Origin of the sequence: Amycolatopsis sp. M39 (genome assembly GCF_001651785.1) — a bacterium.
In the GTDB taxonomy this organism is placed as follows: Bacteria; Actinomycetota; Actinomycetes; order Mycobacteriales; family Pseudonocardiaceae; genus Amycolatopsis; species Amycolatopsis rubida.
In genome coordinates, this window is record NZ_LWSF01000001.1 from 62,375 (window position 1) to 88,193 (window position 25,819).

The 25,819-nt window shown below is 69.3% G+C and carries 26 protein-coding genes; 11 read left to right on the forward strand and 15 right to left on the reverse strand.

The genetic code is table 11. The features are described 5' to 3' along the window. Positions 1–15 precede the first annotated feature (15 nt). From A4R44_RS00315 to A4R44_RS00330, 4 genes are all read right to left on the reverse strand, one after another. Positions 16–834: a carbohydrate ABC transporter permease gene (locus tag A4R44_RS00315; RefSeq protein WP_067575271.1), complete on the reverse strand. Its 819-nt coding sequence runs from the start codon at positions 832–834 to the stop codon at positions 16–18. Further along, entirely contained in the window at positions 831–1,742 is a 912-nt protein-coding gene (locus A4R44_RS00320; RefSeq protein ID WP_067575273.1) for a carbohydrate ABC transporter permease, read from the reverse strand. The genes A4R44_RS00315 and A4R44_RS00320 overlap by 4 nt, the downstream gene beginning before the upstream one ends. After that, positions 1,739–3,043 (reverse strand): ABC transporter substrate-binding protein, encoded by a 1,305-nt coding sequence (locus A4R44_RS00325; protein WP_067575275.1) that lies wholly within the window; start codon positions 3,041–3,043, stop codon positions 1,739–1,741. Before A4R44_RS00325 ends, A4R44_RS00320 begins: the two co-directional genes overlap by 4 nt. A 99-nt stretch (positions 3,044–3,142) precedes the next feature. Next, the gene (locus A4R44_RS00330) at positions 3,143–4,783 is read right to left on the reverse strand and encodes a long-chain fatty acid--CoA ligase (RefSeq protein WP_067575277.1); all 1,641 of its coding nucleotides are present in this window, start codon (positions 4,781–4,783) and stop codon (positions 3,143–3,145) included. A 461-nt stretch (positions 4,784–5,244) separates the two neighbouring features. On the opposite strand from A4R44_RS00330, the gene mihF reads away from it, so the two are divergent. Both mihF and A4R44_RS00340 read left to right on the forward strand, forming a co-directional pair. Beyond that, on the forward strand, positions 5,245–5,556 hold the full coding sequence (gene mihF / locus A4R44_RS00335; protein ID WP_020664542.1) for an integration host factor, actinobacterial type: 312 nt from the start codon (positions 5,245–5,247) through the stop codon (positions 5,554–5,556). Between the two features lie 94 nt (positions 5,557–5,650). Next, a complete protein-coding gene (locus A4R44_RS00340) occupies positions 5,651–6,817 on the forward strand; it encodes an isochorismate synthase MenF (protein WP_067575279.1) in 1,167 nt (388 codons plus the stop codon). Between the two features lie 41 nt (positions 6,818–6,858). Here the strand turns inward: A4R44_RS00340 and A4R44_RS00345 are convergent, their stop codons facing one another. The 5 genes from A4R44_RS00345 to A4R44_RS00365 form a co-directional block, all read right to left on the reverse strand. Next, entirely contained in the window at positions 6,859–7,548 is a 690-nt protein-coding gene (locus A4R44_RS00345) for a 4'-phosphopantetheinyl transferase superfamily protein (protein ID WP_067576486.1), read from the reverse strand. A 128-nt stretch (positions 7,549–7,676) separates the two neighbouring features. Next, positions 7,677–7,997, reverse strand: coding sequence for a hypothetical protein (locus A4R44_RS00350; RefSeq protein WP_067575281.1), 321 nt, complete (start codon positions 7,995–7,997; stop codon positions 7,677–7,679). Positions 7,998–8,043: 46 nt separating this feature from the next. Then, on the reverse strand, positions 8,044–8,691 hold the full coding sequence (locus A4R44_RS00355; protein ID WP_067575283.1) for a TetR/AcrR family transcriptional regulator: 648 nt from the start codon (positions 8,689–8,691) through the stop codon (positions 8,044–8,046). Then, positions 8,688–10,223 (reverse strand): ATP-dependent acyl-CoA ligase, encoded by a 1,536-nt coding sequence (locus tag A4R44_RS00360; RefSeq protein WP_067575285.1) that lies wholly within the window; start codon positions 10,221–10,223, stop codon positions 8,688–8,690. The genes A4R44_RS00355 and A4R44_RS00360 overlap by 4 nt, the downstream gene beginning before the upstream one ends. After that, positions 10,220–10,963 carry an enoyl-CoA hydratase/isomerase family protein gene (locus A4R44_RS00365; protein ID WP_067575287.1) on the reverse strand — a complete coding sequence of 248 codons (744 nt, stop codon included), beginning with the start codon at positions 10,961–10,963 and terminating at the stop codon, positions 10,220–10,222. Before A4R44_RS00365 ends, A4R44_RS00360 begins: the two co-directional genes overlap by 4 nt. A gap of 47 nt (positions 10,964–11,010) precedes the next feature. Here A4R44_RS00365 and A4R44_RS00370 point away from each other — a divergent pair, with 47 nt between their 5' ends. From A4R44_RS00370 to A4R44_RS00400, 7 genes are all read left to right on the forward strand, one after another. Beyond that, the gene (locus A4R44_RS00370) at positions 11,011–12,588 is read left to right on the forward strand and encodes an amidohydrolase (RefSeq protein ID WP_067575289.1); all 1,578 of its coding nucleotides are present in this window, start codon (positions 11,011–11,013) and stop codon (positions 12,586–12,588) included. Positions 12,589–13,134: 546 nt separating this feature from the next. Continuing rightward, positions 13,135–13,575, forward strand: coding sequence for a GNAT family N-acetyltransferase (locus A4R44_RS00375; RefSeq protein WP_067575291.1), 441 nt, complete (start codon positions 13,135–13,137; stop codon positions 13,573–13,575). Between the two features lie 465 nt (positions 13,576–14,040). Then, a complete protein-coding gene (locus tag A4R44_RS00380) occupies positions 14,041–14,724 on the forward strand; it encodes a metal-dependent transcriptional regulator (protein ID WP_067575293.1) in 684 nt (227 codons plus the stop codon). Between the two features lie 91 nt (positions 14,725–14,815). Beyond that, on the forward strand, positions 14,816–15,634 hold the full coding sequence (locus tag A4R44_RS00385; protein WP_067576487.1) for an LLM class flavin-dependent oxidoreductase: 819 nt from the start codon (positions 14,816–14,818) through the stop codon (positions 15,632–15,634). 72 nt (positions 15,635–15,706) lie between these two features. Further along, positions 15,707–16,057, forward strand: coding sequence for a hypothetical protein (locus A4R44_RS00390; RefSeq protein WP_067575295.1), 351 nt, complete (start codon positions 15,707–15,709; stop codon positions 16,055–16,057). 260 nt (positions 16,058–16,317) lie between these two features. After that, the gene (locus tag A4R44_RS00395; RefSeq protein WP_067575297.1) at positions 16,318–17,382 is read left to right on the forward strand and encodes a zinc-dependent alcohol dehydrogenase family protein; all 1,065 of its coding nucleotides are present in this window, start codon (positions 16,318–16,320) and stop codon (positions 17,380–17,382) included. Positions 17,383–17,558: 176 nt separating this feature from the next. Further along, positions 17,559–18,182 carry an alpha-ketoglutarate-dependent dioxygenase AlkB gene (locus tag A4R44_RS00400; RefSeq protein WP_202507375.1) on the forward strand — a complete coding sequence of 208 codons (624 nt, stop codon included), beginning with the start codon at positions 17,559–17,561 and terminating at the stop codon, positions 18,180–18,182. Here A4R44_RS00400 and A4R44_RS00405 read toward each other — a convergent pair. The 5 genes from A4R44_RS00405 to A4R44_RS00425 are packed head-to-tail and all read right to left on the reverse strand — an operon-like array spanning position 18,151 to position 22,435. Beyond that, positions 18,151–19,026 (reverse strand): biotin-dependent carboxyltransferase family protein, encoded by an 876-nt coding sequence (locus A4R44_RS00405; protein WP_067575301.1) that lies wholly within the window; start codon positions 19,024–19,026, stop codon positions 18,151–18,153. The two genes, A4R44_RS00400 and A4R44_RS00405, sit on opposite strands and share 32 nt — an antisense overlap. Then, positions 19,023–19,628 carry an allophanate hydrolase subunit 1 gene (locus A4R44_RS00410; protein ID WP_067576488.1) on the reverse strand — a complete coding sequence of 202 codons (606 nt, stop codon included), beginning with the start codon at positions 19,626–19,628 and terminating at the stop codon, positions 19,023–19,025. The genes A4R44_RS00405 and A4R44_RS00410 overlap by 4 nt, the downstream gene beginning before the upstream one ends. 5 nt (positions 19,629–19,633) lie before the next feature. After that, complete coding sequence (locus A4R44_RS00415) at positions 19,634–20,383, reverse strand: LamB/YcsF family protein (protein WP_067575303.1); 750 nt, start codon at positions 20,381–20,383, stop codon at positions 19,634–19,636. Position 20,384: 1 nt separating this feature from the next. Further along, on the reverse strand, positions 20,385–21,179 hold the full coding sequence (locus A4R44_RS00420; RefSeq protein ID WP_067575305.1) for a putative hydro-lyase: 795 nt from the start codon (positions 21,177–21,179) through the stop codon (positions 20,385–20,387). Continuing rightward, positions 21,176–22,435, reverse strand: coding sequence for an MFS transporter (locus tag A4R44_RS00425; RefSeq protein WP_067575307.1), 1,260 nt, complete (start codon positions 22,433–22,435; stop codon positions 21,176–21,178). Before A4R44_RS00425 ends, A4R44_RS00420 begins: the two co-directional genes overlap by 4 nt. Positions 22,436–22,583: 148 nt before the next feature. On the opposite strand from A4R44_RS00425, the gene A4R44_RS00430 reads away from it, so the two are divergent. Next, entirely contained in the window at positions 22,584–23,270 is a 687-nt protein-coding gene (locus A4R44_RS00430; RefSeq protein ID WP_067575309.1) for a GntR family transcriptional regulator, read from the forward strand. A gap of 298 nt (positions 23,271–23,568) precedes the next feature. Here the strand turns inward: A4R44_RS00430 and A4R44_RS00435 are convergent, their stop codons facing one another. Further along, positions 23,569–24,786, reverse strand: a complete 1,218-nt coding sequence (locus A4R44_RS00435; protein WP_067575311.1) for a glycoside hydrolase family 16 protein — start codon at positions 24,784–24,786, stop codon at positions 23,569–23,571. Between the two features lie 367 nt (positions 24,787–25,153). Between A4R44_RS00435 and A4R44_RS00440 the strand changes: the two genes are divergently transcribed. After that, positions 25,154–25,783: a DUF2306 domain-containing protein gene (locus tag A4R44_RS00440; RefSeq protein WP_067575313.1), complete on the forward strand. Its 630-nt coding sequence runs from the start codon at positions 25,154–25,156 to the stop codon at positions 25,781–25,783. Positions 25,784–25,819 lie beyond the last annotated feature (36 nt).

Genomic DNA, 25,819 nt, shown 5'->3' on the forward strand with positions numbered 1-25,819 from the left:
TCGATGTGACGGTTTTCAGCCTTTCAACCCGGATTCGGTGACCCCGCGTACCAGATATCGCTGGAGGAACGCGAAGAGCGCCGCGATCGGCACGATCGACAGCAACGCGGCCAGGAACAGCAGGTTCAGCTGCGGGTTCTGCGCGGTCAGCAGCCCGGACAGGGCGACCTGCACCGTCCACGAGTCCGGCGACTGCGCGATGATCAGCGGCCACAGGAACGCGTTCCAGCTGCCGATCACGGTGATCACCGCGATCGCGGCGAAGAAGCCCCGCGAGTTCGGCACCACGATCTTGCGGAAGACGCCCCAGCGGGACAGGCCGTCAACGCGGCCGGCGTCTTCCAGTTCCTTCGGGAAGTCCAGGAAGTACTGCCGGAACAGGAAAACGCTGAACGCGCTGAACAGGCCGGGGATGACCAGGCCGCGGAAATCCGAGAGCCAGCCGAGCGTCGACACCACCACGAAACTCGGCACGAACGTCACCGACGTCGGGATCATCAGCGTCGCCAGCACCGCGTAGAACACCGGCTTCGAGTAGCGGTAGGGCACCCGCGCCAGGCCGTAGCCAGCGAGCGAGCACACCACCAGCAGGCCCACGGTTTGCAGCACCGCGACGACGACCGAGTTCACGATGCTGCGCGCGAACGGCACGTCCTGCTGGTCGAACAGCTTCGTGAAGTTCTCCCAGTGGATCTGCTTCGGCCACAGCGTCCAACCGGGCGCGGTGAGCTCCGCGCGCGAGGCGAGACCGTTGCGCAGCAACAGGTAGAACGGCAGCAGGAAGAGGATCGCGGACACGGCAAGCGCTGTCCAGCGAAGCACCGCGCGGATCATGTCGCGCTCCGATCGAACCGGAAAAGCTTGCCCTGGAGGAGAGTCACCGCGGCGATCAGCAGCGCCAGGATGATCGCGCCCGCGCTGCCGCGGCCAAGATCCTGGCCGCCGGAGCCGAGGGAGGTGTAGTAGAGGTACACCAGCGGCGGCCGCGCGAACGGCGGGTAACCGCGGGAATCACCCATGATGTTGTAGAACTCGTCGAACGCCTGATAGGCGTTGATCAGATTCAGCAGCAGCACGGCCACCGACGTCGCGCGCAGCTGCGGCAGCGTGATGTGCCGGAAAACCTGCCAACCCGGCTTCGCGCCGTCGAGCCACGCCGCTTCGTACAGATGCCGCGGAATCCGCTGCAGCGCGGCGAGGAACAGGATCATGTAAAAGCCGAGCTGTAGCCACAGCCGGGCGGTCACCAGCACGACCCAGTACAGCGGCGGGTGCACGGTGCCGGTCCACGCCACCGGGTCGATGCCGAAGACGCCGAGCACGGTGTTCGCGAGACCGTAGCGGACGCCGGAGAACAGCGACGTCTTCCAGATCAGCGACGCCACCACGTACGAGCACGCGAAGGGCAGGAAGAACACCGAACGGAAGAACGCCTTCGCGAACCGAAGCTGGTTCACGCCGACCGCCAAGGCCAGCGACAGCACGAACGTCAGCGGCACGATGAACAGGGCGAACACGCTGAACGTGCCGAGGCTCGCGACGAACGGGCCGTCGGAGAGCATGTGCGCGTAGTTGTCCAGTCCGACGAAGACGCTGGGGGTGACTGTGTTGCGCGCGTCGAAGAACGACAGGTACAGGCTCCACCCGATCGGCACGTAGGCGAAGATCGCCAGGCCGAGCACGAACGGGCCCACGAACCCCCAGAACGCCAGCGTGTCCCGGGTTTTCCGGGACAGTCTCATCCGAACAGGCGTTTCAGCTCGGACTGCGCGACGGTGACCGCGGCCTTCGTCTGCGCCACCGGGTCCGCGCCCTCCTTGGCGATCTTCGCGACCGCGTCCGACAGCGCGGTGTTCGACGTCTGCGTCCACACTGGACCGCCGACGAGGTGGCTGTTCTCCTTGACGAACTTCACCACGTCCGCGGCCGGACCGCTTTGCAGCGTCTGCGCCTTGTCGATCAGGCTCTGCCGGGCGGGCACGTGGAAGCCGTAGCGGGTGGCGAACTCCAGCTGGCTGTCGGTCTGGTCGATCCACAGCCACTTCACGAACGCCTTGGCCTCGTTGACGTGCGCGCTCTTCGCGTTGACCATCGCGCCGTACGCGCCGACCGGGACCGACGGCTTGCCGCTGTCGTCCAGCTTCGGGAACGGCAGCACGCCGAAGTCGTCGTTGAGCGCGTCGCGGATCTTCGGGACGTTCCAAAGCCCGGTCCACTGCATCGCGCAGAGCCCGTCGACGAACGCGCCAGGATCCGACCAGTCGGCGGGCGCACCGAGCAGCAGGGAACCGTTGGTGTTCAACGTGTGCAGCTTGCCGAACGCGGCGGCCGCGCGCGGATCGTCGAAGCCGACCTCGCGGTTGTTGTTCTTCAGGTAGTCCAGCCCGGCCGACCACAGCAGCGGTCCGGTGAGCGTGCCGACGCCGCCGTCATTGCCCGCGAAGAACCCCTTCACGCCGTCCTTCGACAGCTTGCTCGCGGCGTCGATCAGCTCGTCCACGGTCTGCGGCGGCTGCACACCGGCGGCCTGCAGCATGCTCTTGCGGTAGAAGAGGACCTGGGTGTCGGTGGCCTGCGGAATGCCGTAGACCTTGCCCTCCACGGTCTGCGCGGCGAGCACGGCAGGGCTGAAGTCGTTCTTGACCGGCCCGATGATGTCGTCGAGCGGCACCACCTGGTTCTGCCGGACCCAGTCGATCTTCACCTGCGCCTCGAACACGTCCGGCACCGGGCTGTTCTGCAGCGCGGTGACGATCTTCGAGTCGTAGTCGCCGGGGTTCCACACCACGTTGACCTTCGCGGCCGGGTAGCTGGCCGCGTAGTTCTTGACGGCTTGCTGCACGCCGTCTTCGCCGTAGGCGTGGTACCACTGCTGCAGCGTGACCTTCGGGGCCTGCGACGGGGTCGAGGCTCCCGCCGACATCGCCGTGGACGGCGGCGGATCCCCGGGACGCCCGGTGTTCGACCCGCACGCGGCCGCGACCGCGCCCACCGCCGCCGTTCCCGCCAACGACAGGAACGACCTCCTGCTCCGCTGCTGCATCCCCAGTTCTCCTCCGACGTGCTGGGAAGGGCTCCTTGCGTGCACCAGATTTCCGTACGAAGCCCTTCCCAGGCCGACAACTCGCCGGAGATTTACCGCTCAGAGGTGTGAGATGTCGAGCTTTCCCTCGGAGTAGGACGCGCGCAGCCGCTTCTTGTCGAACTTGCCGACACTCGTCTTGGGCACCTCCTCCACGAACGTCCAGTTCTCCGGCAGCTGCCACTTCGCGACCTTGCCCGACAGGTACTCGCGCAGTTCTTCAGCGGTGACCTGCTGGCCCTCCCGCACCACGACGGCGACCAGCGGGCGTTCGTCCCATTTCTCGTCCGGGATGCCGACGACCGCCGCCTCGGCTACCGCCGGATGGCCCATCACGGCGTTCTCCAGGTCCACCGACGAGATCCATTCGCCGCCGGACTTGATCACGTCCTTGGCGCGGTCGGTCAGCGTCAGGAAGCCGTCCGGGCTGATCTTGCCGACGTCACCCGTGCGCAGCCAGCCGTCGTGGAACTTCTCCGGGTCAGGCGTGGGAGCACCGTCCGATCCTCCGTAGTAACTCCCCGCGATCCACGGACCGGACACCTCCAGCTCGCCGACCGCCTCGTTGTCCCACGGCAGTTCCTCGCCGTCGTCGTCGATCAGCCGGGCCGCCACGGACGCCGGGAACCGGCCCTGGGTGTAGCGGTAGGCCCAGCGCTCCTCTCCGGTCGCGCTGGCGGGCGGACGCGCGACGCTGCCCAGCGGCGACGTCTCGGTCATGCCCCACGCGTGCAGGATCGGCACGTCGTAGCGCTCCTCGAAGGCGTGCATCAGCGACGGCGGCGCGGCCGATCCGCCGACGACCACCTCGCGCACGTGGCTGATGTCCTGCGGGTTCGCGTCCAGGTGTGCGAGCAGGCCCTGCCAGATCGTCGGCACCGCGGCGGCGAAGGTCGGCTTCTCCGCGGCCAGCAGCGCCGCGATCGGAGCCGGCTGCAGGAACCGGTCCGGCATCAGCAGCGAGGCTCCGACCATCATCGCCGCGTACGGCAGGCCCCACGACATCGCGTGGAACATCGGCACGATCGCCAGCGCCAGGTCTTCCTGGGCGAGCCGCATGCTGTCGGTCATGCAGACCTGCATCGAGTGCAGCCAGATCGACCGGTGCGAGTAGACGACGCCCTTCGGGTCGCCAGTGGTGCCGGAGGTGTAACACATCGCGGCGGCGGCCCGCTCGTCGATCTCCGGCCAGTCGAACTCGTCGGACTGCTTGGCCAGCAGCTCGTCGTAGGAGTGCACGGTGATGCCCTCAGGCGCGGTCAGCGCGGACGCGTCGCCGTTGGCCACGATCACGTGCTTGACCGTCTTCATCCCCGGCAGGTTGCTCGCCAGCAGCGGCACGAGCGTGCCGTCGACGATGACGACGTGGTCCTCCGCGTGGTTCGCCACGAAGACCAGCTGTTCGGGGAACAGCCGGATGTTCAGCGTGTGCAGCACCGCGCCCATGGCGGGCACCGCGAGGTAGGCGGCGAGGTGCTCGGCGTTGTTCCACATGAACGTGCCGACCCGCTGGTCGCCGGTGACGCCGAGACCGCGCAGCGCGTTCGCCAGCCGGACGGCGTGCCTGCCGAGCTCCGCATAGGTCTCCCGGCGGGCTTCTGAACCGGTCCAGGTGACGACTTCGCTCTTCGCGTGCACCTTCGTGCCGTGGCGCAGCAGCTTCGCGAGCGACAGCTGTCCGTCCTGCATCGTGCTCAACATGGGTGACTCCCGTGGTGCTCGTTCGCCGGTGAACTGGGGTGCGCCCGACTCTAATGCGGATCCGCCGGATCGGGCACGAACAAGTTCGGTCACGGCTTGTCGGCCCTCTCCCGCCATCGGGTGGCGGCCGCGCGCTTTCATGATCCACTTCTGTCGCGATTCCTGTTGCGAGACAAGAAAATGCGTTGTGTTAACTGCGTCGAAATACACTCCCGTTCGGGTGAGGTAATGGGGGCGGAAATGAGCCCTCTGAGGCCGTTTTCACAGGTCGCGAGGGGTCCCCTCGCGCAGGTCCGCCGCGCCCGTCGACGGGTGATAAGTGCGTGTCGGTTGCGCGTACTGCGGGCACGTGGCGTTTACTGGGGCCGTGGTAAGTGACGGCTGGCCAGCGCTTGCAGCTGCAAGCATCGGCTGAGACCGTCGGCCGCGAAAGCGGAGACCTGAGAGGAAAGGACATTACGTTGGCTCTGCCCACGTTGACTCCGGAGCAGCGCGCCGAGGCCCTCGCCAAGGCGGCAGAGGCTCGTAAGGCGCGTTCGGAGCTGCTCGCTTCGATCAAGTCCGGCAAGGAGAGCATCGAGTCGGTGCTCAAGCGGGCCAAGGAGAACAAGACCGTCGGCAAGACGAAGGTCACGCAGCTTCTCAAGGCGGTGCCCGGCCTGGGCGCGGTCAAGGTCGCCGCGCTGCTCGAGCAGGCGGGGATCGACCCCGACCGCCGGGCCGCTGGCCTGGGCGAACGGCAGCGCGAAGCGCTGATCGACGCGCTCAAGTAACGCTGATCCGGCGGCCGCGGGGAAGGTGTGCGCGAAGGTGTTGCACCGACGACACTTTCCCCGCGGCGCTCCCGGATCCTGAGACGCTGGTGGAGTGACGACCAGTACCGAGCCGGCGACCCCGGCCGAGACCACCGTCCGCTACCAGCGTGGCGACTTCCTGTTCGCGACCGCCCGGCGTGCCCTGCTCGCCCGCGGTGCGCTCGGGACCGTCACCGACGCCGACCCTCGCCGCCTCGCCCGTTCGGCAGCCGCTGAGCTGGCCCGTTCCGGCGTGCCGCTCGCCGTCGGCGTGCTGCCGTTCGACACCGGACCCGGCGCTGCCTCACCGGGGCACCTCGTGCTGCCCCGGACCGTGCATCGCGCCCAGGCCGGCTCCGAGACCCCGGTCGCGCCGCCCTCCGTCGACCTGCCCGCCCCGGCGGCCACCCGGCGGCTTCCGTCCGCCGACGGCCACCGCGAGAACGTGCGGGCGGCCGTCAACGCTCTGCGCGACCGCGACCTGCGCAAAGCCGTGCTGGCCCGCGCGCTGGAGCTGGAATTCGACGCGCCGATCCCGGTCGAGGGGATCGTGCGCAACCTCGCCCGCGGCAACCCGCGCCACTTCACTTACGCCGCCGAACTGCCCGGCGGCCGCACCCTCGTCGGGGCCACCCCTGAGCTGCTGCTTTCCCGGGCGGGCGACTCTGTGTTCACGACCCCGCACGCCGGGTCGATGCCGCGTTCGGCCGACCCGGAGACCGACCGGGCCAACGGCGCAGCCCTCCTCGCGTCCGCGAAGGACCGGGAAGAACACGACCTGGTGATCGACTACGTGATCGAGTCGCTGCGGCCGTTCTGCCGCGGGCTCGACGTCCCGGCCGGTCCTGAGCTGGTCTCCACGCCCGCCATCTGGCACCTGCGGACGTCCATCACCGGCGAACTGGCGGACCGCTCAGTGACCGCCCTCGACCTCGCCGCCGCGATGCACCCGACCCCGGCGGTCTGCGGCACCCCGACCGTCGCCGCGCGCGACCTGGTGCAGGAACTGGAGCCGTTCGACCGCGGTTACTACGCGGGCGCGGTCGGCTGGGTCGACGCGGCGGGAGACGGCGAATGGGCCGTCGCGATCCGGTGCGCCGAGGTGGCCGAGACGTCGATGCGGCTCTTCGCGGGCGGTGGCATCGTGCCCGCGTCGGACCCGGACACCGAGTACCAGGAGACGATCGCGAAGTTCCGCACGCTGCTCGGCGCGATGGGGCTGGACGACAGCGCGTCGTGAGTGGTTGTGCCGGTGAGAACCGGCACAACCACTCACGAGCTTTACGGCAGCCAGCGCTCCTCAGTCACGCTCAGGCTGCCTGTCGTCAACGCCGCCACCGCCGCCCGGTGCCCGTCAGCCGCCTTGAGGTCGGCGAGCCGGGTTCGCGCCGGGTCGAGTGCCTCGTCACCGGACGCGACCAGCTCGGCCGGGGCGTCATAGCGGGAGAACGTGATGCTCTGCAGCGGGATCTTCAGCCCCTTGCCGGTGGCCTTCATCACCGCTTCCTTACGCGTCCAGTAGATGAAGAAGGCTGCCGAACGCTCCTCGTCCGACAGGCCCGCGACGGCTTCCCGCTCGGCCGGGCTCAGCGCGTACTCCACGAGCGAGGCGTCCGCCTTGCGGCTGGCGGTTTCGACGTCAAGGCCTACCGGCACGCCGTCAGCGACCGCGAGACCGATCAGATTGCCCGAATGCGAGATCGACAGCACGAGGTCCGAACCCGGCACGCGCGGACGGCCGTGCGGTTTGCCGCAGTCGTCGCAGGTCGCGTCGAAGCGCACGGACTCCGCCGCACCCCCGAGCCGTTCCGCGGCGAGGGTCTTCGCGAGCACCCGGCCGGTCAGGAAGCGGCGCTGGTCGATTTCGAGCCGGTACGCGTCGTAGCGGCCGCGCTCCAACTCGTCCAGCAGCTTCAGGTAGCGGTCCTCCGCAGGCAGCGGTTCGGACCAGCGCACCACGATTTCGGTCACCGGCATACCCTCCCTCGTCCGCCTCCGATCTTGCCGGGGTGCGCAGCGGTTTGTCATGCCCCTATCTCCAAACGCGGCGAAGGCCCCCTCGGAGTCCGAGAGGGCCTTCGCGGCGTGGATGACGAGTGCTACTTCTTGTTGCGCATTGCGATGGGGACCCCGGCTAGGTCCTCCTCATTGCAAAGCAGCTTCACGTCGTAGTAGGGCGAACCCTGTCGCTCGTCGTAGTCTAGGTGGATCGCGAGGACGTCGAGCGGTTCTCCCAGCCACTCCTGCGCTTGGCGCAGCCATACTGCACAGCGCTCAAGCGCGCTGGGCAGGTCGTCGTCACGAAACTCGACTGGTCGATACGGCACGTCCTGGACCTGATCGCGCGGGTTTGAAGGCGCGGGCAGGCCAGGGGAGAGACCCGAGTCGTCCAGTTCGAGTTGGATCGTTTGCTCAGTCACCCTTCGAGCGTCCCCCACGTTCGCCGTCTGAGCAAGGCGTATGGCCCTAAAAGCCCTCTTGGACAGGCAAGTCCCACACCTGGGCGACCACTTCGAGGCATTGCCGGAGGTCGTGCGCACGCACCGCGACCGGATGTCCGAGGGCCCGCAATGCCAGCTCCGCGTAGTGCGTGGCCAGGTCTTCGAGCTTGAGCGGGCCCGTCGGGGAATACCACCTGGCCACGCCGCTGCACATTTCCAGCAATGCGAGCCGCGTCACGGCCGGTTGTGCGGTGTGGAACACGTTCGCCGCGGCGCCGTCCTCGATCGCCTTCGCCCAGAACTGCTCGTATTCGTCCCGCAGTGCGACGACCCGGGCACGCGCCGGAGCCGAAAGTGCGTCGACTTCGTTGTCCACCACCCGGGTTTCGCCCGGCTGGGCGGCGTGCGCGAGGACGTGCAGCGCGACCAGCGTGCGCATCCGGACCACCGGATCGTCGCTGCCCGCGGTGGCCTTAGCCACCGCGTCGATCAGGCGGTGCAGCGAGGTCGTCATGATCTCGACAAGAAGATCTTCCTTGGTGCCCATGTAGTGGTAGAGCGTCGCCGAAGAAAGTTCGGCTTCCTGGGCCAGGTCCCGGATGCCTGTGCCGTGGAAACCCTTGGTGGCGAACAGTTTCACGGCTGCGGATCGGACGCGTTCGGCGCTGCTCATCGCCACTCCCCGGTGCTGCGGTCCCAGGAACCGGCGCGGAGGTCGGCGGCCTTCCGCAGTTCGCCCTTCGCGACGCGTTCGGACGGCGTGCGCGGCAGGTCGTCTGCGAAGGCCCAGAACCTCGGCACCTTGAAGTACGCCAGTTGCTGCGCGCAGAACTCCGCCAGCTCTTCGGGCGACGGCCGGTTCTCGCCGCACACGACGTACGCCTTCACTTCCTCGCCGCGCAGCTCGTCCGGAACCGCGAGCACGGCCGCGAGCTGCACTTTCGGATGTTGGAGCAGCGCGCGCTCCACCTCGTCGGCGGAGATGTTCTCGCCGCTGCGCCGGATCATGTCCTTGGTGCGGCCGAGGTAGTAGACCCGGCCTTCGTCGTCCATCCGGGCGAGGTCGCCGGTGTGGAACCAGCCGCCCGCGAAAGCGCGCGCGGTCGCTTCGGGGTCCTCGTGGTAGCCGTGCATCAGCCCGATGCCGCGGATCAGCAGTTCGCCGGTTTCACCGCGAGGCAACGGGTTCCCGTCCTCTCCGGCGATCATCGCTTCGCGATCGCGGGTCGGCCGTCCGATGCAGCCGGTGCCCACCGCGGCGTCGTGATCGGACTCGGAAACCCGGATGTCCCCGCCGGTCTCGGTCATCCCGAACGCCTCGTACCACGGCACGCCCCAGCGTTCTTCCAGCTGAGCGTGCAGGTCCGGCGGGATCGCCGAGGCGCTGATCGCGCGGACGCGGTGGTTCCGGTCGTCTGGATGCGGCGGCTGGCGCAGCAGCAGCGTCGGCATCAGGCCGAGGCAGTAGAACCAGGTGACCTCGTGCTCGCGGACCTTTGCCCAGAACGTGGACGGGTGGAAGCGGTCCAGCACGACGAGCGCAGCCCCGGCGGCCAGCGCGAGTGCGACGTTCCACTGTGGATCGATATAGTGGAACGGTTGCGCGGTAAGCAGAATATCGTCTTCGCTGACGGCGGGGAAGTCGCTGGCGAGTCCGATCGCGAGCGTGGTCCAGTATCGGTGCGGCAGCACGCAGCCCTTCGGCGCGCCGGTGGTGCCGGAGGTGTACTGGATGTTGACCGGCTGCTCGGCCACCACCGAGTCCGGTTCGCAGCGCGTTTCCGCCTTCAATGCGTCCGGCGTGAGGACGCGTTCCACAGCCGTTTCCGGCGCGATTTTCTCCAGCAGTTCCACGAACTCTTCGGCGGCTACCGCCAAGCGCGCGCCGGAGTGGCGCAGGACGTGCGCGCCGTCGAATTCACGGTAGTTGATGTTCACCGGAACCAGAACGGCGCCGAGTTTGGCGAGCGCGAGCCACAGGAGCGGGAATTCCGGGTCATTGCGAAGCATCACCGCGACCCGATCGCCTGCCTGAATGCCTTGGTCCTGGAGCGCTTTCGCGAGGCGTCCGCTGCGGTCGTCGACCTCGGCGAAGGTGAACCGGACGCCGGTGCTGTCGAAGATCCACGCAGTGCGTTTCGGCCAGAGCTGCGCGGCGCGCGTGACCAGCGCGACCAGCGTGTCGACGTTCCGCAGCGGAGTCACGCCCGGCTCCGGAACGCTTCGGTCGACTCGCGGACGGCGGCCGAGTGCTCGGTGATCAGGGCGTGGGTGACCTCGAGTTCCAGCGCCGAATCGAAGGCGTGGTCGATCCCAGCGTCCAGCGCCCGCTTCGCCATCGCGGCGGCCTCCGGCGGGTGATGGGCGATCTTCTCGGCCCAGCCGAGCGCGAGCGGCATCAGCTCGTCCGCTGGTACGGCGGCGTTGACGAGGCCGAGGTCGTGCGCGCGACGGCCGTCGAACCGGTCGCCGAGCAGCAGCAGTTCCTTCGCCTTGACCGGCCCGACCAGCAGCGGGAGCAGCCTCGACGCGGCACCGGTGACGCTCAGCCCCAGCGACACCTCGGGGAACGCGAACACCGCGTCCTCGGCGGCCAGGATCAGGTCGCAGCCCAGCGCGAACTCCGCGCCCGCGCCGATCGCGTACCCGTGCACGGCGGCGATCACCGGCTGACGCAGCGCACGCAGCCGGCGCGTGACGTCCTGGAGCCGCTCCAGCCTCGCCCGGGAGTCACCCTCGGGGGTGGGCTCCTTCAGGTCGTGCCCGGCGCAGAAGGCGCGGCCGTTGCCGGAGAGCAGGACGACGCGGGCTTCGCTGTGCGCGACCTCCTCCAGCGCGGTGAGGAAGTCGTCCACCAGCACGGGCGCGACGGCGTTGAGCCGCTCGGGCCGGTTCAGCCGGATCTGCGCGATGCCGCCCTCGACGGCCAGGTCAACGGTGCTCATGGAGGGGAGCCTAGACGTTCGATCGATCGATCGATAGTGTCGGAGGCATGCAGGTTGACGCGGTGTACGAGAACGCCAGGCTGGTCACCGGCGACACCGCGCTGGCGGTGCTGCACGGCCGGATCGCGGCACTGGGCGACGACGCGCGCGAACTGTCCGCCCGCCGCCGGGTGGACCTCGGCGGGGGTTTCGTCGCGCCCGGGTTCCACGACGCGCACAACCACATGGCCTGGTTCGGCATGGGCCTGGACGACGTGCCGCTCAGCGACTGCCGCAGCGTCGACGAGGTCTACGACGCGGTGGCGCGGCGCGCGGCCGGGCTGCCCGCCGGGAGCTGGGTCGTCGGCAGCGGCTACGACCAGAACAAACTCGCCGGCGGCGAGCACCCCGACCGGCATGGTCTCGACCGCGCAGCCCCCGGCATGCTCGTGCGGCTCAAGCACACGTCCGGCCACATGACGCTGGTCAACACCGCGGTGCTGGACCGGCTGGACCTCGCGAACGTCCCTGTCGGCGGCGACGTAGTCCAGTCCGCCGACGGCTCGCCGACCGGTTTGCTGCGCGAGCAGGCACAGTTGCTGTTGCGCCCGCTGACCTACCCGACGCCGCTCGAATCGGTGGTCCGAGGCCTCGACCGGGCGAGCCGGCAGTACCTGTCCGAGGGCATCACGAGCGTCCAGGAAGCCGGAATCGGCGGCGGCCTGGTCGGCGAGACACCGGCGGAGCTGGCCGCGTACCAGCTCGCGCGCGAACGCGGCGTCCTGCGAGTCCGCAGCACGGTCATGGTCGCCGCGAGCGTCCTGCACGACCTGCCCGACGGTGCCGGCTTCGGCCTGGACCTAGGCCTGCGCACCGGCCTCGGCGACGAGTGGCTGCGGATCGGGCCCATGAAACTCTTCGCCGACGGCTCGCTGGTCGGCCGCACCTGCGCGATGCACGAACCGTTCGATGGCGAACCGGACAACCGCGGCTACTTCCAGGTACCCGAGGACGAACTGGCGCGCACCATCCGCCAAGCCCACGACGCCGGCTGGCAGATCGCGACCCACGCCATCGGCGACCGAGCCATCACGGTCGTCCTGGACGCCTACGAAGCCGCCCTGGCCGCCAACCCGCGCGCCGATCACCGCCACCGCATCGAACACTGCGCCGTACTCCCGCCGACGGAGTTGACCCGTCTGGCCGCACTGGGTCTGATCGCGTCCCCGCAAGGCCGGTTCGTGAACGAACTGGGCGACGGCATGCGCGCGGCCCTCGGCGAAGCGCGGGTGCCGTGGTGCTACCGCCTCCGCAGCGTCCTCGATGCCGGATGCGTCCTGCCCGCCAGCTCAGACCGCCCCGTCGTCGACGGTGCCCCGCTGCTGGGCCTCGCCGACATGGTCCACCGCCGCACGTCCACCGGCGAACCGTTCGCGGCAGAGGAAGCGCTGACCCCGGCGGAGGCCCTGCGCGCCTACACGTACGGCTCGGCCTACGCGACCTTCGCGGAGAGCTACCTCGGCACCCTGGAGCCAGGCAAGCTCGCGGACTTCGTGGTGCTGTCCGCGGACCCACTGTCCACTGTGGAGGACGTTCGTGTGCTCGGCACCGCGGTGGGTGGAGAGCTCCTCTACGAGGCCGCGTGATGAGGACGTCGGTGTTGCGGTCGGCGGGTGGGCTGGTTCGCCCGCTGGACGGCTTGCGCGTTCGCCCGCTGGTCGGCTCGGCGCACGCTCCGTGTGCGAGAACCGCCGGTCGGCTTGCGCGCTCGACGCACGCTCCGCGCGCGAGAATCGCTGGGCGGCTTGCGCGCTCGGCACCGCCGGTCGGCTTGCGCCCTCGGCGCACGCTCCGCGTGCGAGAACCGCTGGTCGGCTTGGTCGTGGGCTCTTCGCCGCTCGCAGGTTGGTGCGTGTGTTCGCCAGCATCCGTCAGCTTGCCCGCGCACTCCCCACCGCTCGGCGATCGGTTTGTGCGTCCGCCGCCGCTCGCCGGTTGGCGTGCATGCTCGCCACCGCTCGACAGCTCCCCGGCCTGCTCATCCGCCTATTCACTTGTCGATTCACCGATCAACCGTCACCAACTCCTTCCGTCTCGTACCGCTTCACACCGGCTCCGCCGCGCCGGATTCCCATTGCCCTGCTCTGATACCTGCACCGTAGCCGCCACCACCGACAAAAAAGGGGTGCCTGATGCCCGTTCGCGAAGCCGTCTTCGAGGATGTCGAGGAGATCTGCGGCCTCATCGAGGAACACGCGGTCTACGAGGACAAGCACGACCTCAAACTCGACCGCGCCGAGATGAGCAGTCACCTGTTCGGTCCGGAACCAAAGGCGTGGGTGCTGATGTGCACGCCGCCGGGACGTCCGGACGTCGTTGCCGGGTTCGCCTTCTGCAGCTGGAATTTCTCCACGTGGGAAGGTCGTCCCGGCATCTGGCTCGACGATCTGTTCATCCGTCCGGAGCACCGCAGGCACGGGCTGGGCAGGGAACTGCTCGACGCGCTCCGGGCCCGCACGACAGGGCGCGTCGAGTGGGACATGCAGGCTGGCAACGCCAAGGCGGAGGCGTTCTACGCGCAACTCGGCGCGGAGCCGGTCCCGGGCTGGATCCGCTATCGCTGGCGGCCGTGACCGGACGGCCGGGTCGGTCTTGGTCCAGGGCGGCACGCGACCCGGCTGACCGGAGGGACACGCGGCGGGCCAGCTGCGAGGAGCCGCGCGATTGCGACGGCGGCGTAAGTCATGGCCGGGTACCGGCGGCTGCGCAACGCTCCGGCTGACCGGACGGCCGGGTCGGTCTTGGGCCAGGGCGGCACGCGACGGGCTGACCGGAGGGACACGCGGCGGGACAGCTGCGAGGAGCCGCGCGATTGCGACGGCGGGGACAGGCGACATCGGTCATGCCGCGGCCGCGCAACGCTCTCACTGACCGGACAGCTGCGAAGACTCAGCAGCAGCATCCGGACAACAACGCCGGACCTCGCGGACCACCGAACAGCCCCACCGGCCGGTGCTCCGCGACAAGACCATCCCGGCCCGCCGCCAGCGTCCCTGACCGGGCGACCCCGGCAGGCTGGGCCCCGTATCGTATGCGGCATGGAAGATGGTTCCGTCCGGAGGTCGTCGTCGGTCGAGGACTACGTGCGGGTGATCTACGGGCTGGTCGAACGGGGCGAGGCGGTCACCAACGCGTCGCTGGCCGGGCGGCTTGAGGTGAGTCCGTCGTCGGCGTCGGGGATGGTCACGAAGCTTTCGCAGCTCGGTCTGGTCGCGCACGTGCCCTACCGCGGCATCGAGCTGACGTCGGAGGGGCGGCAGCTCGCGCGGTCGGTGCTGCGCAGGCACCGGCTGATCGAGACGTACCTGGTCTCCGAACTCGGCTACACCTGGGACGAGGTCCATGCCGAGGCCGACGCGCTGGAGCACGCCGTCTCCGATCGGCTTGTCGACCGGATCGCGGCCAAGCTCGGCAATCCGGTGCGCGACCCGCACGGCGACCCGATCCCGGCTCCGGACGGCAGCGTCGAGGAGCTTCCGATGCGCATCCTGGACGACCTGCCGCCCGGTGCGGTCGGCGAGATCGTCCGCGTGTGGGACACCGATCCGGACCTGCTGCGCTACCTCACCGAGCACGCGATCGGGCTCGGCGAGCGCATCGAGGTCGTCGAGCGGCAGCCGTTCGGCGGGCCGATGGTGGTGAAGGTCGGCCAGCCGCCGGACGCTGCCACGCACGCCATCGGCAAGGAGATCGCGCAGGCGTTGTCGGTCACCCTGCGCTGAGGGCTCACGAGGGGCTGCGCTGAGGAGCGTACGCGCGAGTGTCGCCGCTGGGCGGATGTGCGTGTCCGCCCGGCCGCCGACGATGGTCGGCATGACCACTACCAAGCCGTTCCGCTTCGGCATCGTCGCCGGGTACGCCCCGGATCTGGAGTCCTGGACCGCGCAGGCCCGCCGGATCGAGGAGCTGGGTCTCGACACGATGTTCGCGACCGACCCGGTCGGCGGGCTCGACCCGTTGACGCTCGTTCCGGCCGCCGCCGCGGTCACGAGCAAGCTCACCGTCGGCACCTTCGTGCTGGCCGATCCGTTCCGTGCGGCCCGGAACCTCGCGTGGCAGGCCGATTCACTGCATCAGGCGACTGGCGGCCGTTTCCTGCTGGGGCTGGGCGTCGGCCATCCCGGAGCGGGCAAGCACGCCGCGACGCTGGGCCGCGATTTTCCTTCGCCGGGGGAGCGCGTCGCCCGGTTGGCGGACACCATCGAGGTGCTTTCGCAGCGCCCCGAGCGGCCCCGGCTATTGCTCGCGGGTTCCGGGCCCAAAATGCTCGCGCTCGCCGCGCGCACCGCCGACGTCGTGACGTTTTCCTGGGGGCCGCGCACGACCGAGGAACAGGCTGACTCTATTGTGGACACTTTTCGCTCGTTCGCGGGAAGCCGGGACGTCGAATTGGCGGTGAACCTCACCGCGATCGGGGACAGGCCTTCTCCGCAGCTGGCCCGCTACACCGGGGTTGACGTGCCACAACTGGTCGAGGAGAAAGCTGTCACGGTGGTGCCGGAAAACCCTGACGCCGCTGGGGAAATGCTTCTCCGCTGGCGGGAGCGGTGGGGGATTTCCTGTGTCACGGTCAATTCCGGCTACGTCGAACCGTTCGCCGCGATTGCCCGCGCACTCTCCGCACAAGGGTGAAAGCCCTTCCGATCATGCGTTGTCCGGCCTACGCTCCGAGGTTTCCCAGCGACGTGGTTCGGAGCGTGTGCGATGACCGGTCAGCGAACACCGACGATCGACCGGGGGAGTACCGCGGGACGGGATCTCGGGCAATTGCTCGAAACCGGCCCGTTCGCCGAAGCGCTGCGCGCGGCCATCCGGGCCCGCGGGCTCGGCCTTGAACGCATCAGATATCGGCTGCGGGTAAGGGGAACCACGGTCAGTCTCGCGACCTTGAGCCATTGGCAATCCGGCCGCTGCCGCCCGGAACGCCCGGAATCCTTGCGGGCACTGCGAAATCTTGAGCAGATCCTCGGCGTCCCGGACGGGTCGCTGCGCAGGCTGCTCGGTCCGCCGCGTCCGCGCGGCCAGTTCCATCAGCCGGGCCAGCCGCTCTCCTGAGCGCGCCCGGCCGCGGCGGACGGCGAAGCGCGCAGGCGTATCCCGACGCTTGCGCACCGTCGTCCGCCGCGTTCGCCCAGGCACGCGCGCCGGACCGCAGCTATCGGCCGGTGAACCTGCGCATCGAGCGAGACCCGCGCGTGGAGAAACCCCCGTGTGGTGTTCGGTGTGTGAGATGCCTCCCAATGCCACATTGGGGGCACGCAAGCCCGGGTGAGCTGAAGCCAGTGGCCCGCAAGGCGGCTTCTACGATCGGACCCATGCGTGCGGTCGTGATCGAAGAGTTCGGCGTGCTTCCCGAAGTGCGGGAAGTACCGGATCCGGCGACCCCCGACGGCGGGGTCGTCATCGCGGTCGAAGCGACCGGCGTGTGCCGCAGTGATTGGCATACCTGGCAGGGGCACGACGAGGCGGTCCGGCTGCCGCACGTGGCCGGGCACGAGCTCGCGGGGCGGATCGTCGAGGTCGGCGCGGGCGTCGTGGGCTGGACGAAGGGTGACCGGGTCACCGTCCCGTTCGTGTGTGCGTGCGGCGTCTGTGCCCAGTGTGCCAAGGGCGACCAGCAGATCTGCGACGACGAGTTCCAGCCTGGCGCGACTCACTGGGGTTCGTTCGCCGAGAAGGTCGCCATCGAGCACGCGCAGACGAANCAGACGAACCTGGTCGCGTTGCCGGACTCGATGTCGTCGGCGGAAGCTGCTGCGCTCGGTTGCCGCTTCGGGACGGCTTTTCGCGCAGTGTTGCGCCAGGGCGGCGTACGCGCGGGGCAGTGGGTGTCTGTGTACGGCTGTGGCGGCGTAGGCATCTCCGCGGTCCTCCTAGCGACTGCTGCCGGTGCGAAGGTGGTTGCGGTTGACGTCTCGCCGCAGGCGCGCGCCGCGGCCGAGCGGTCTGGCGCAGTGTTGAGCGTCGACGCCAGTGCGTTTGACGGGCCCGAAGAGTTGGCCGCGTACGTTCGTGAGCGCACTGACGGCGGTACGCACGTGTCGCTGGACTGCCTCGGCTCCCCGGCCACCTGTGCGGCTTCGGTGGGCAGCTTGCGCAAGCGCGGCCGGCACGTGCAGGCTGGATTGATGCCGCCCAGTCAGGGAGTGCCCCCGATTCCGATGCATCGCGTGGTCGGCGGCGAGCTGGAAATCGTCGGGATCCATGGCCTGCAGGCATATGAGTACCCCGAACTGCTCGGCGTGGTCGAGCGGTCCGGCATCGATCTGGCCGGGTTGATCGGCACACGGATCGGGCTGGACGGGGTGCCAGCCGCGCTCGCTGCGATGAGTGATCCGGTGCCTGCCCGGGCCGGGGTAACTGTCGTCGAGTTCGGGTGACGAGTGGTGACCGGCAAACACCCTGGGTGGCGAGTCCGAGTTGTAGCTGGCCAAGACCTGGCGGGACCCGCGGCGGTGTGGAATTCTCCGAAGCTTGGCGGCAAGTGGCGAGGGGAACCCGCCGCAGGAGCGCCCGTCCGGGTGACTCCTGCGGCCACCGGCCGCGAGGCGGCGTGATGGAGCTGCTGCCTCGTCCGCGCCGGGAAATCGCCCCGGGCGCGGTGCACGTCCCGGATTGGCTCACCGGTCAAGAACAACGCGACCTCGTCACGGCCTGTCGTGGCTGGCGCGGCTACCGGGCGACCCGGCTGCCGGGCGGCGGAGTGATGTCGGTGCGCACGGTCTGTTTGGGCTGGCAGTGGCGGCCGTACCGCTACGACCGGCTGCGCGAGGACGGTTCGCCGGTGGAGCCGTTCCCGGACTGGCTGGCCGACCTCGGCCGCCGCGCGCTCGCCGACGCCTACGACCGGCCAGCTGAGGACTATCAGCCCGACGTGGCGCTCGTGAACTACTACGACGCCACCGCGAAAATGGGCATGCACCAGGACAAAGACGAGCACTCGACGGAGCCGGTGGTCTCGCTGAGCCTCGGCGACACCTGCGTGTTCCGCTTCGGCAACACCGAGCATCGCAACCGGCCCTACACCGACGTCGAGCTGCGCTCGGGCGACCTGTTCGTGTTCGGCGGCCCGGCGCGGCTGGCGTTTCACGGGGTGCCGAAAACCCTGCCGGGCACGGCGGATCCGGATCTTGGCCTGACCGGGCGGCTCAACCTGACGGTGCGGGTGTCGGGGAGGTGAACCGGACCCGTTGCCCGGGCCGGAGCTGGGCGGCGAGATCCAGGTCGTCCTCGTCCACGACAGCGGCGACGGGATAGCCGCCGGTCACCGGATGGTCCGCCAAGAACAGGATCGGCACTCCGGAAGGCGGTACCTGGAGCGCGCCCGGCACAGCGGCTTCCGGGGCCAGTTCGCCGACGCGGGCGCGGGTCAGCGCGGGGCCGTCAAGGCGGACGCCGACGCGGTCGAGGTCGTGGGTCACGGCGTAGGTGCCAGCGAGCAAAGTGGACAGTGCGGACGGGGTGAACCAGTCCAGCCGCGGCCCGGGATCCAGGCGCAGCACGGGTTCTTCCGCAAGCCGGCGCAGCGGGGCGAGATCGACCCAAGGGTTGCTCTGTACCACCGAACCGATCGGCAGTGACATTCCCGCGGCGAGGACGGGCGGGCCGAGTTTGCCCAGGGTGTCGGTGGCTCGCGCGCCGAGCACCGGCGGTACGTCCAGGCCGCCGCGTACCGCGAGGTAGCTGCGCAGACCGAGCGACGCGACGCCGAGTTCGAGTTCGTCTCCAGGGCGCAGGATGATCGGCGCACCGACGGCGGCGGCCCGTCCGCCAGCGCGGATCGGCAGCTGGGCGCCGGTCACCGCGACGACGGTGTGCTCCGAAACCCGCAGCCGCAGGCCGCCGAGGGTGACCTCCAGCGCCGCGTGCGTTTCCGGATTGCCGACGAGCCGGTTCGCCAGCTTCAGCGAACCCCGGTCGGCCGCGCCGGACCGGCCGACGCCGACTGCCGCGTACCCGGGCCGTCCGAGGTCTTGCACGGTCGCGAACGGGCCGGGCGCGAGGATCTCGATCTTCCCGGTCACCGAATCGCCTCGAACCGCACTCGGGTGCCCGGGACCAGCAGGTTCGGCTGCTCGCGGCCGACATCCCACACCTCGGCGTCGCTGTGGCCCAGCAGGTTCCAGCCGCCGGGCGACGGATGCGGGTAGACCGCGCTGTACTCGCCGGCGATCGCGACCGCGCCCGCGGGCACGCGCGTGCGCGGCGTGCTGCGGCGCGGCAGGTGCAACGCCGGGTCAAGGCCGGTCAGGTAGGCGAAACCAGGCGCGAAACCGCAGAACGCCGCGACGTAGGTGGCTGCCGAATGCCGTTGCACGATCTCGGAAACCGACAGTCCGGCAGCCTCGGCGACGTCCGTCAGGTCAGCGCCGTCATAGCGCACCGGCAGGGTGACGGTGTCCGCTGAGCGCTCGGAGACATCCACTGTGGACAGTGAAGCAAGCGAACGAGCTAGCGTGGCCGAATCGGTGCGGGCCCGATCGAACCGGACCAGCAGGGTGCGTGCGGCGGGCACGAGTTCGACGACGCCTTCGGGCTGGGCGGCTTCGCAGGCCGCCTGGAACCCGAGTACGTCGTCGACCTCCACCAGCAACGCGGAACGGCCGTAGCGCAACACCGCGCTCATCTGGCTCACACGAACGACCTCAGCACCACGCCGGATTCGGCGAGCAGCTCGCGAATCCGCCGGGCCAGCTCGACCGCGCCGGGCGTATCTCCGTGCACGCACAGGGAATCCGCCCGCAGCGTGAGCTTGCCGCCGTCAGCGTCGACGACCTCGCCGGTGGTCGCCATGGTGAGCGCTCGCGCGGCGACTTCGTCCGCGTCGTGCAGCACCGCGCCCGGAAGCTTGCGCGACACCAAGCGTCCTTCAGGCGTGTACGCGCGGTCGGCGAACGCTTCTGCGTACGCAGGCACGCCCGCCGCTTGAGCCGCGCGCAGCATTTCGGAGTCTGGAGGACACAGCAATGCCAGATCGGTGTGGTAACGCCGTACGCCTTCGACAAGCGCAGCTGCCTGCTCCGGATCGACAGCTGCGGTGTTGTACAGCGCGCCGTGCGCCTTCACGTAACGCACGCAGCTGTGCGCCGCGCGCGCGAAGGCGTCGAGAGCGCCGATTTGGTACAGCACTTCGTCTGCGAGGTCTTCCGGCGCGATGTCGAGCGCGCGACGGCCGAAGCCGGCCAGGTCGCGGTAGCCGACGTGCGCGCCGATGGTGACGCCGCGTTCGGCCGCGCGTTCGCACACGCGGCGCATCACGTTCGCGTCGCCCGCGTGAAAGCCGCACGCCACGTTCGCGCTGGTCACGATGTCGAGCATGGCTTCGTCGTCGCCCATGGTCCAGGCACCGAAGCCTTCGCCGAGGTCGCTGTTGAGGTCCATGTCATCCCACCTGGTAATCGCGATCGGATTGGTCGGTCAAGAACATGTATCCGGGGGCGTGCGTGACGGCGAACGGCGGACGCGACGCGATCAGCGCCGCCTGCGGGGTGACGCCGCAGGCCCAGAACACCGGCACGTCACCGGGTTCGGCGTCGACCGGATCGCCGAAATCCGGCCGGGCGAGGTCGGCGATGCCCAGTTCGGCCGGGTCTCCGACGTGCACCGGAGCGCCGTGCACCGCGGGCATCGCGGCGGTGATGCCTACCGCGTCCTCGACCAGGGTTTCCGGGATTTGCCGCATCGACACCACCATCGGGCCGCTCAGCCGGCCAGCCGGTTCGCACTGCCGGTCCGTCACGTACATCGAGACGTTGCGGCCCTGTTCCCCGTGCCGCAGCGGGATGCCCGCGGCGCGCAGCAACGTCTCGAAACTGAAGCTGCAGCCGATGGAGAACGCGACCATGTCACTGCGCCACACCCCGGTGGCGTCGGTGTTTTCGCTGGTCAGGGCACCGTTGTGCCAGACGCGGTAGCGCGGCAGATCGGTGCGCAGATCCGCGCCGGGAGCGAGCCGCGTGGTCGGATCGCCGGGTTCGCTGACGTCGAGCACCGGGCACGGCCGCGGGTTGCGGGAGCAGAACTCGCGGACGTCGCCGGCCCAGTCCGCGGGGACGGCGATCAGGTTCGTCTGGGCGTAGCCAGCGGACCAGCCGGTGGTCGGGCGTTCGGTGCCGGCCCGGAAGAGCGCGCGGGCCTCGGCCGGAGTGAGCGTCGAAGGATCGTAAGAAGTGGTCATAACTCCACCAGTTCCTTGCCTCGCGTCTCCGGCAGGCCGAGCAGCGCCACCGCGGCGATCGCGTAGCCGACCGCGCCGAGCACGATCGCGCCGCCCGCGCCGAGAAAGCCCACCACGGCGGGGAAAGCGGCACCGACCGCGCGGCCGAAGTTGTAGGTGAAGCCCTGTCCGGTGGCGCGCAGCTCGGTCGGGTACAGCTCGGCGAGGTACGCTCCGAAGCCGCTGAAGATCGCCGAAGTCGAGAAGCCGAGCGGGAAACTGATCAGCAGCATCAGGCCGTTCGCGCCGTAGGGCAGCTGCACGAACAGCACGATCAGCAGTGCGGAAACGACGGAGAACAGCAGGAACGTCTTCTTCCGGCCGAGCAGGTCGGTGAGATAGCCGCCGCAGACGTAACCGATGAACGCGCCCGGGATCAGCAGCGCGAAGTAGCCGCCGGTGTTGACCACGGACAGGCCGCGGCTGCTCTGCAGGTACTTCGGCATCCAGGTGAACAGCGTGTAGTAACCGCCCTGGACGCCGGTGGCGAGGAGTGCGGCGAACACGGTGGTACGCAGGAGCTTCGGCCGGAAAATCCCGGCGAGTGAGCCTTTGACCTTCGCGGACACCCGTCGCGCGGCCGCCTCCGGTGCGTCCTCGACACTGCGCCGCACCCACAGCACGAGCAGCGCCGGAATCACCCCGACCCAGAACAGCACGCGCCAGGCGATGTCCTGGTCGAGCACGCTGAACAACACCGTGTAGACGATCACCAGCAGGCCCCAGCCGACCGCCCACGCGCTCTGCACGAACGCCACCGTGCGGCCGCGGTACTTGGCCGAGCAGTACTCGGCGACCAGCGCGGCGCCCACCGCCCACTCGCCGCCGAAGCCGAGCCCCTGCAGGCCGCGGAAGATCAGCAGCGTCTCGAAGTTGGGCGCGAATCCGCAGAGCACCGTGAAGATCGTGTACATCGCGATGGTCAGCTGCAGCGTGCGGACGCGGCCGATGCGGTCGGCGAGCACGCCGGCTCCGACGCCGCCGATCGCGGACACGACCAGCGTGACGGTGCTGAGCAGGCCCGCTTCGCCGGACGTGATGCCGAAGTAGGCGGTGATCGCGGCCAGGCCGAAGGGAAGGGTCTGGTAGTCGAACGAATCGAGGCCGTAGCCGCCGAACGCGCCGAGGAAGGCGCGGCGGCCCTTGTGGCCGAGCGAGCGATACCAGCCGAACGGGCGGGCCGCGTTCGCGGTGCCGTCGGCGACGTTGACGTTCATGGGGCACCTCACAAGGGAGACGAACTCATGGTGGCACGAGTCACATGGCCGCTACCGTACGGATCGTTCAACAATTCCACAAGTCTCTCATTTTATTGTTCATCGTCCGCTGGCTACGCTGGGCGACGTGGTCACCGACGGAGAGCCGATGGGCCTGGAAGCGGATCGCGGCCTGCTCGGCCGGACGAGCACGGCGGAACGAGTCGCGGGCGTGCTGCGCACGCGCGTTTCAGAGGGGTACTTCCTGCCCGGGGTACGGCTTTCGGAGCAGGACATCGGCAGCGCGCTCGGGGTCTCGCGCAACACGCTCCGTGAAGCTTTCCGGCTGCTGACTCACGAACGGCTGTTGGTGCACGAGCTGAACCGTGGCGTGTTCGTGCGGGTGCCGAGCGTCGAAGACGTGCGCGACATCTACCGCGTCCGCAAGATCATCGAATGCGCGGCGGTCCGCGACGTGACCGAGAAGCCGGCCGCGTACGAGAAGATCGCCAGCACGGTCTCGGACGGCGATCGTGCGGCGAAGCAGGCGCAGTGGCAGGACCTGGGCACCGCGAACATCCGTTTCCACGCGGAACTGGCGGCGCTCACTGGCAGCGAGCGCATCGTCGAGTTGATGCAGGCGCTCGCCGCGGAGCTGCGGCTGGTGTTTCACGTGATGGCCGACCCGCGCCGTTTCCATGAGCGGTATCTGCCGCGGAACCACGAAATCCTGGACGTGCTCGCGACCGGCGACGGGATCCGTACGGCGGAGATGCTCGCCATCTACCTCGACGACGCCGAAGCACAGCTGGTCGAGGCCTACGCGGAGTTGTCCGGGCTGGCCGAGACCCGCTGAGCGGTTCAGCCGAAACCGGCCGGTTTGTCCGGGAAGGCAGCGAGAATGGCCGTTCGGCCCTCCCTGGTGCCCGGGAGACGCCACGGCGCACGCGGTCTGGCTACCTTCGGCAGTGGGCCGCGCGAGCGTGCCGCCCCGGGCGTCGGGACCCCCAGCCGACGCGCGGAGGGCGGCCTACGGCCGGGCGGCAGATCTTGGTTCCCGCCCGGCCCGCGCGGTGTCCGCGGCGGGCCGTGGCCACCGGGGGGAGGTTACGGCCCGCCGTGCTTCATTCGTCCACAGTGTCCATAGTGGACGGCTACTGGTTCACCGACCATTTCTGGTTGACGTTCCCGGTGCATGTCCACAGCTGCAGTTTCGTCCCGTTGGCCGAACTGACCCCGGCGGCGTCGAGGCATTTGTTCGCGTGCGGGTTGACGATGTCGTGCGCGGCGGTCACGACCCACTGCTGTGCGTCGCTGTTGTTGCAGTCATACATCTGGACCGGGGTGCCGTCGGCGGTGCCGGAGTACTTGACGTCCATGCACTTGCCGAGCGCGCGAATGGTCCCGTCGCGGCCGATGGTCCAGGCCTGCGCGGCGTTGCCGTTGCAGTCGGTGATCTGCAGCTGGGTGAAGTTCGCCGGATTGGCCCACGGCACGTCGACGCATTTGCCGCCGATGCCGATGATCCGGCCGCTTGACCCGCCAGTGCCGCTCGTGCTCACGTGCACGTAGTCGACGACCAGTTGCTGCGGGAACTGCGTGTTGCCGTCCGGATCGCCCGGCCAGTCGCCGCCGACCGCGAGGTTCAGGATCAGGTAGAAGGGATGGTCGAAAACCCAGCGGTTGCCGTTCAGATCGGCGGGGGTGCGGGTCTGGTAAGCGTTGCCGTCGACCGACCAGACGATCTTGTTCGGCGACCAATCGACCGCGTAAGTGTGGAAAGCGTCGGCGAAGACCGGCCCGTTGTACGCCGCGCCGATGCCGCCGGCTCCGGAATAGCCGGGGCCGTGGATCGTGCCGTGCACAGTGTTCGGCTCGCGGCCGATGTTCTCCATGACGTCGATTTCGCCGTCGTTGGGCCAGTTTCCGCCGCCGAGCATCCAGAACGCGGGCCACATGCCCTGGCCGCGCGGGATCTTCATCCGGGTTTCGGCGTGCCCGTAGGCCTGGCTGAACTTCCCGGCGGTGGTGAGCCGGGCGGAGGTGTACTGGCAGGTGCCGTACCAGCAGGTGTGGCCGGAGTTTTCGCGTTTCGCGGTGATCACCAGGTGGCCCTGGCCGTCGAGAGCGCCGTTCGCGGCTCCCGCGGTGTACCACTGGCGTTCGTGGTTGTTGCCGTTGTTGTCGCCGGTTTCGTAGGTCCATTTCGACGCGTCGGCGGCGGCTCCGGCGGGGCCGTTGAAATCGTCGGTGAAACTGTCGGCGGCTGCCGCCGTGGGCGGGGACAGAACGGCCGGAGCGGCCTGGAGGCCGAGTGCCAGCAGCGCGGCCGCGGCCAGTGCGGTGGGGAGACGGCTGAGGAAACTGGGCATGCGTGGGCACCTCGTTTTCGGGGAGGGACCTAGAGCGAGGGAGTGCTTTGTTGTGGCGGGCAACAAAGTAGGAGAAGTATGCCTGGTCTGGACCTCTGCGGCAATGGCCAAGGTCCTGCACGGACGGCCCGCGGGGTCACCTGGCCGAGGGTAAGGCTGTCCCCACCGCGGTGACGCCAGTCGGCACCATGGTTCGCCGGAAGCCCCCGTCCTACGTTCGGAAGTGCCAGCCGAGACCGAACGCAGGAGAGAGGCCGACATGACGGCGGGGACGGATCTTCGACCACCGCGGGTGCAGCCCGCAGCGGAGCGAACGAAACGGGTCGAGCCGGGAAAGCACTGGTGGCGGCGTCCGTGGAGGGCACCGTTGGGGCCGCTGGGACTGGTGGTGGTCGCGTTCCTGGCGTATTCGCTGCCGCCGTATCTCGCGTTCGACCCGGCGCGCTCGCGGGTGCCGTCGACCTTCCCCGCGCACTACCTGTTCCTGGTGGGGCACGTGGTGTTCGGGTCGATCGCGATGGTGACCGCGTTGCTGCAGGTCTGGCCGTGGATCCGGCGGAAGCACCCGGTGCTGCACCGCTATTCCGGCCGCGCGTACGTGTTCGCCGGCGTGCTGCCCTCCGGGCTGCTGGCGCTGACGATCGGCGCGGCCACCCCGTACGGGCCGGTGACCCGGGCCAGCGACGTGCTGCTCGCGGTGCTGTGGCTCGGTACGACGTGGGCGGGCTACCGTGCCGCTCGCGAACGCCGGTTCGGCGATCACCGGCGCTGGATGGTCCGCAGTTTCGCGCTGACGATGTCGATCATTCTCAACCGGCTGATCGGCCCGATCGCGGCGATTTTCCTCGGACCGCAGCTCGCCACCACGTTCGGCGGCAGCGAGATCGCGCTGACGCAGTCGATCGCGGCGCTCGGGGCGTGGGTGAGCTGGACGGTCGCGCTGATCGCGGCGCAGCTGTGGCTCGACCGGAAGCCGAACCGCCGCGCGCGGGTTTAGTCCTGGCTGAATAACGCGGATGTATTCGGCGCGAGG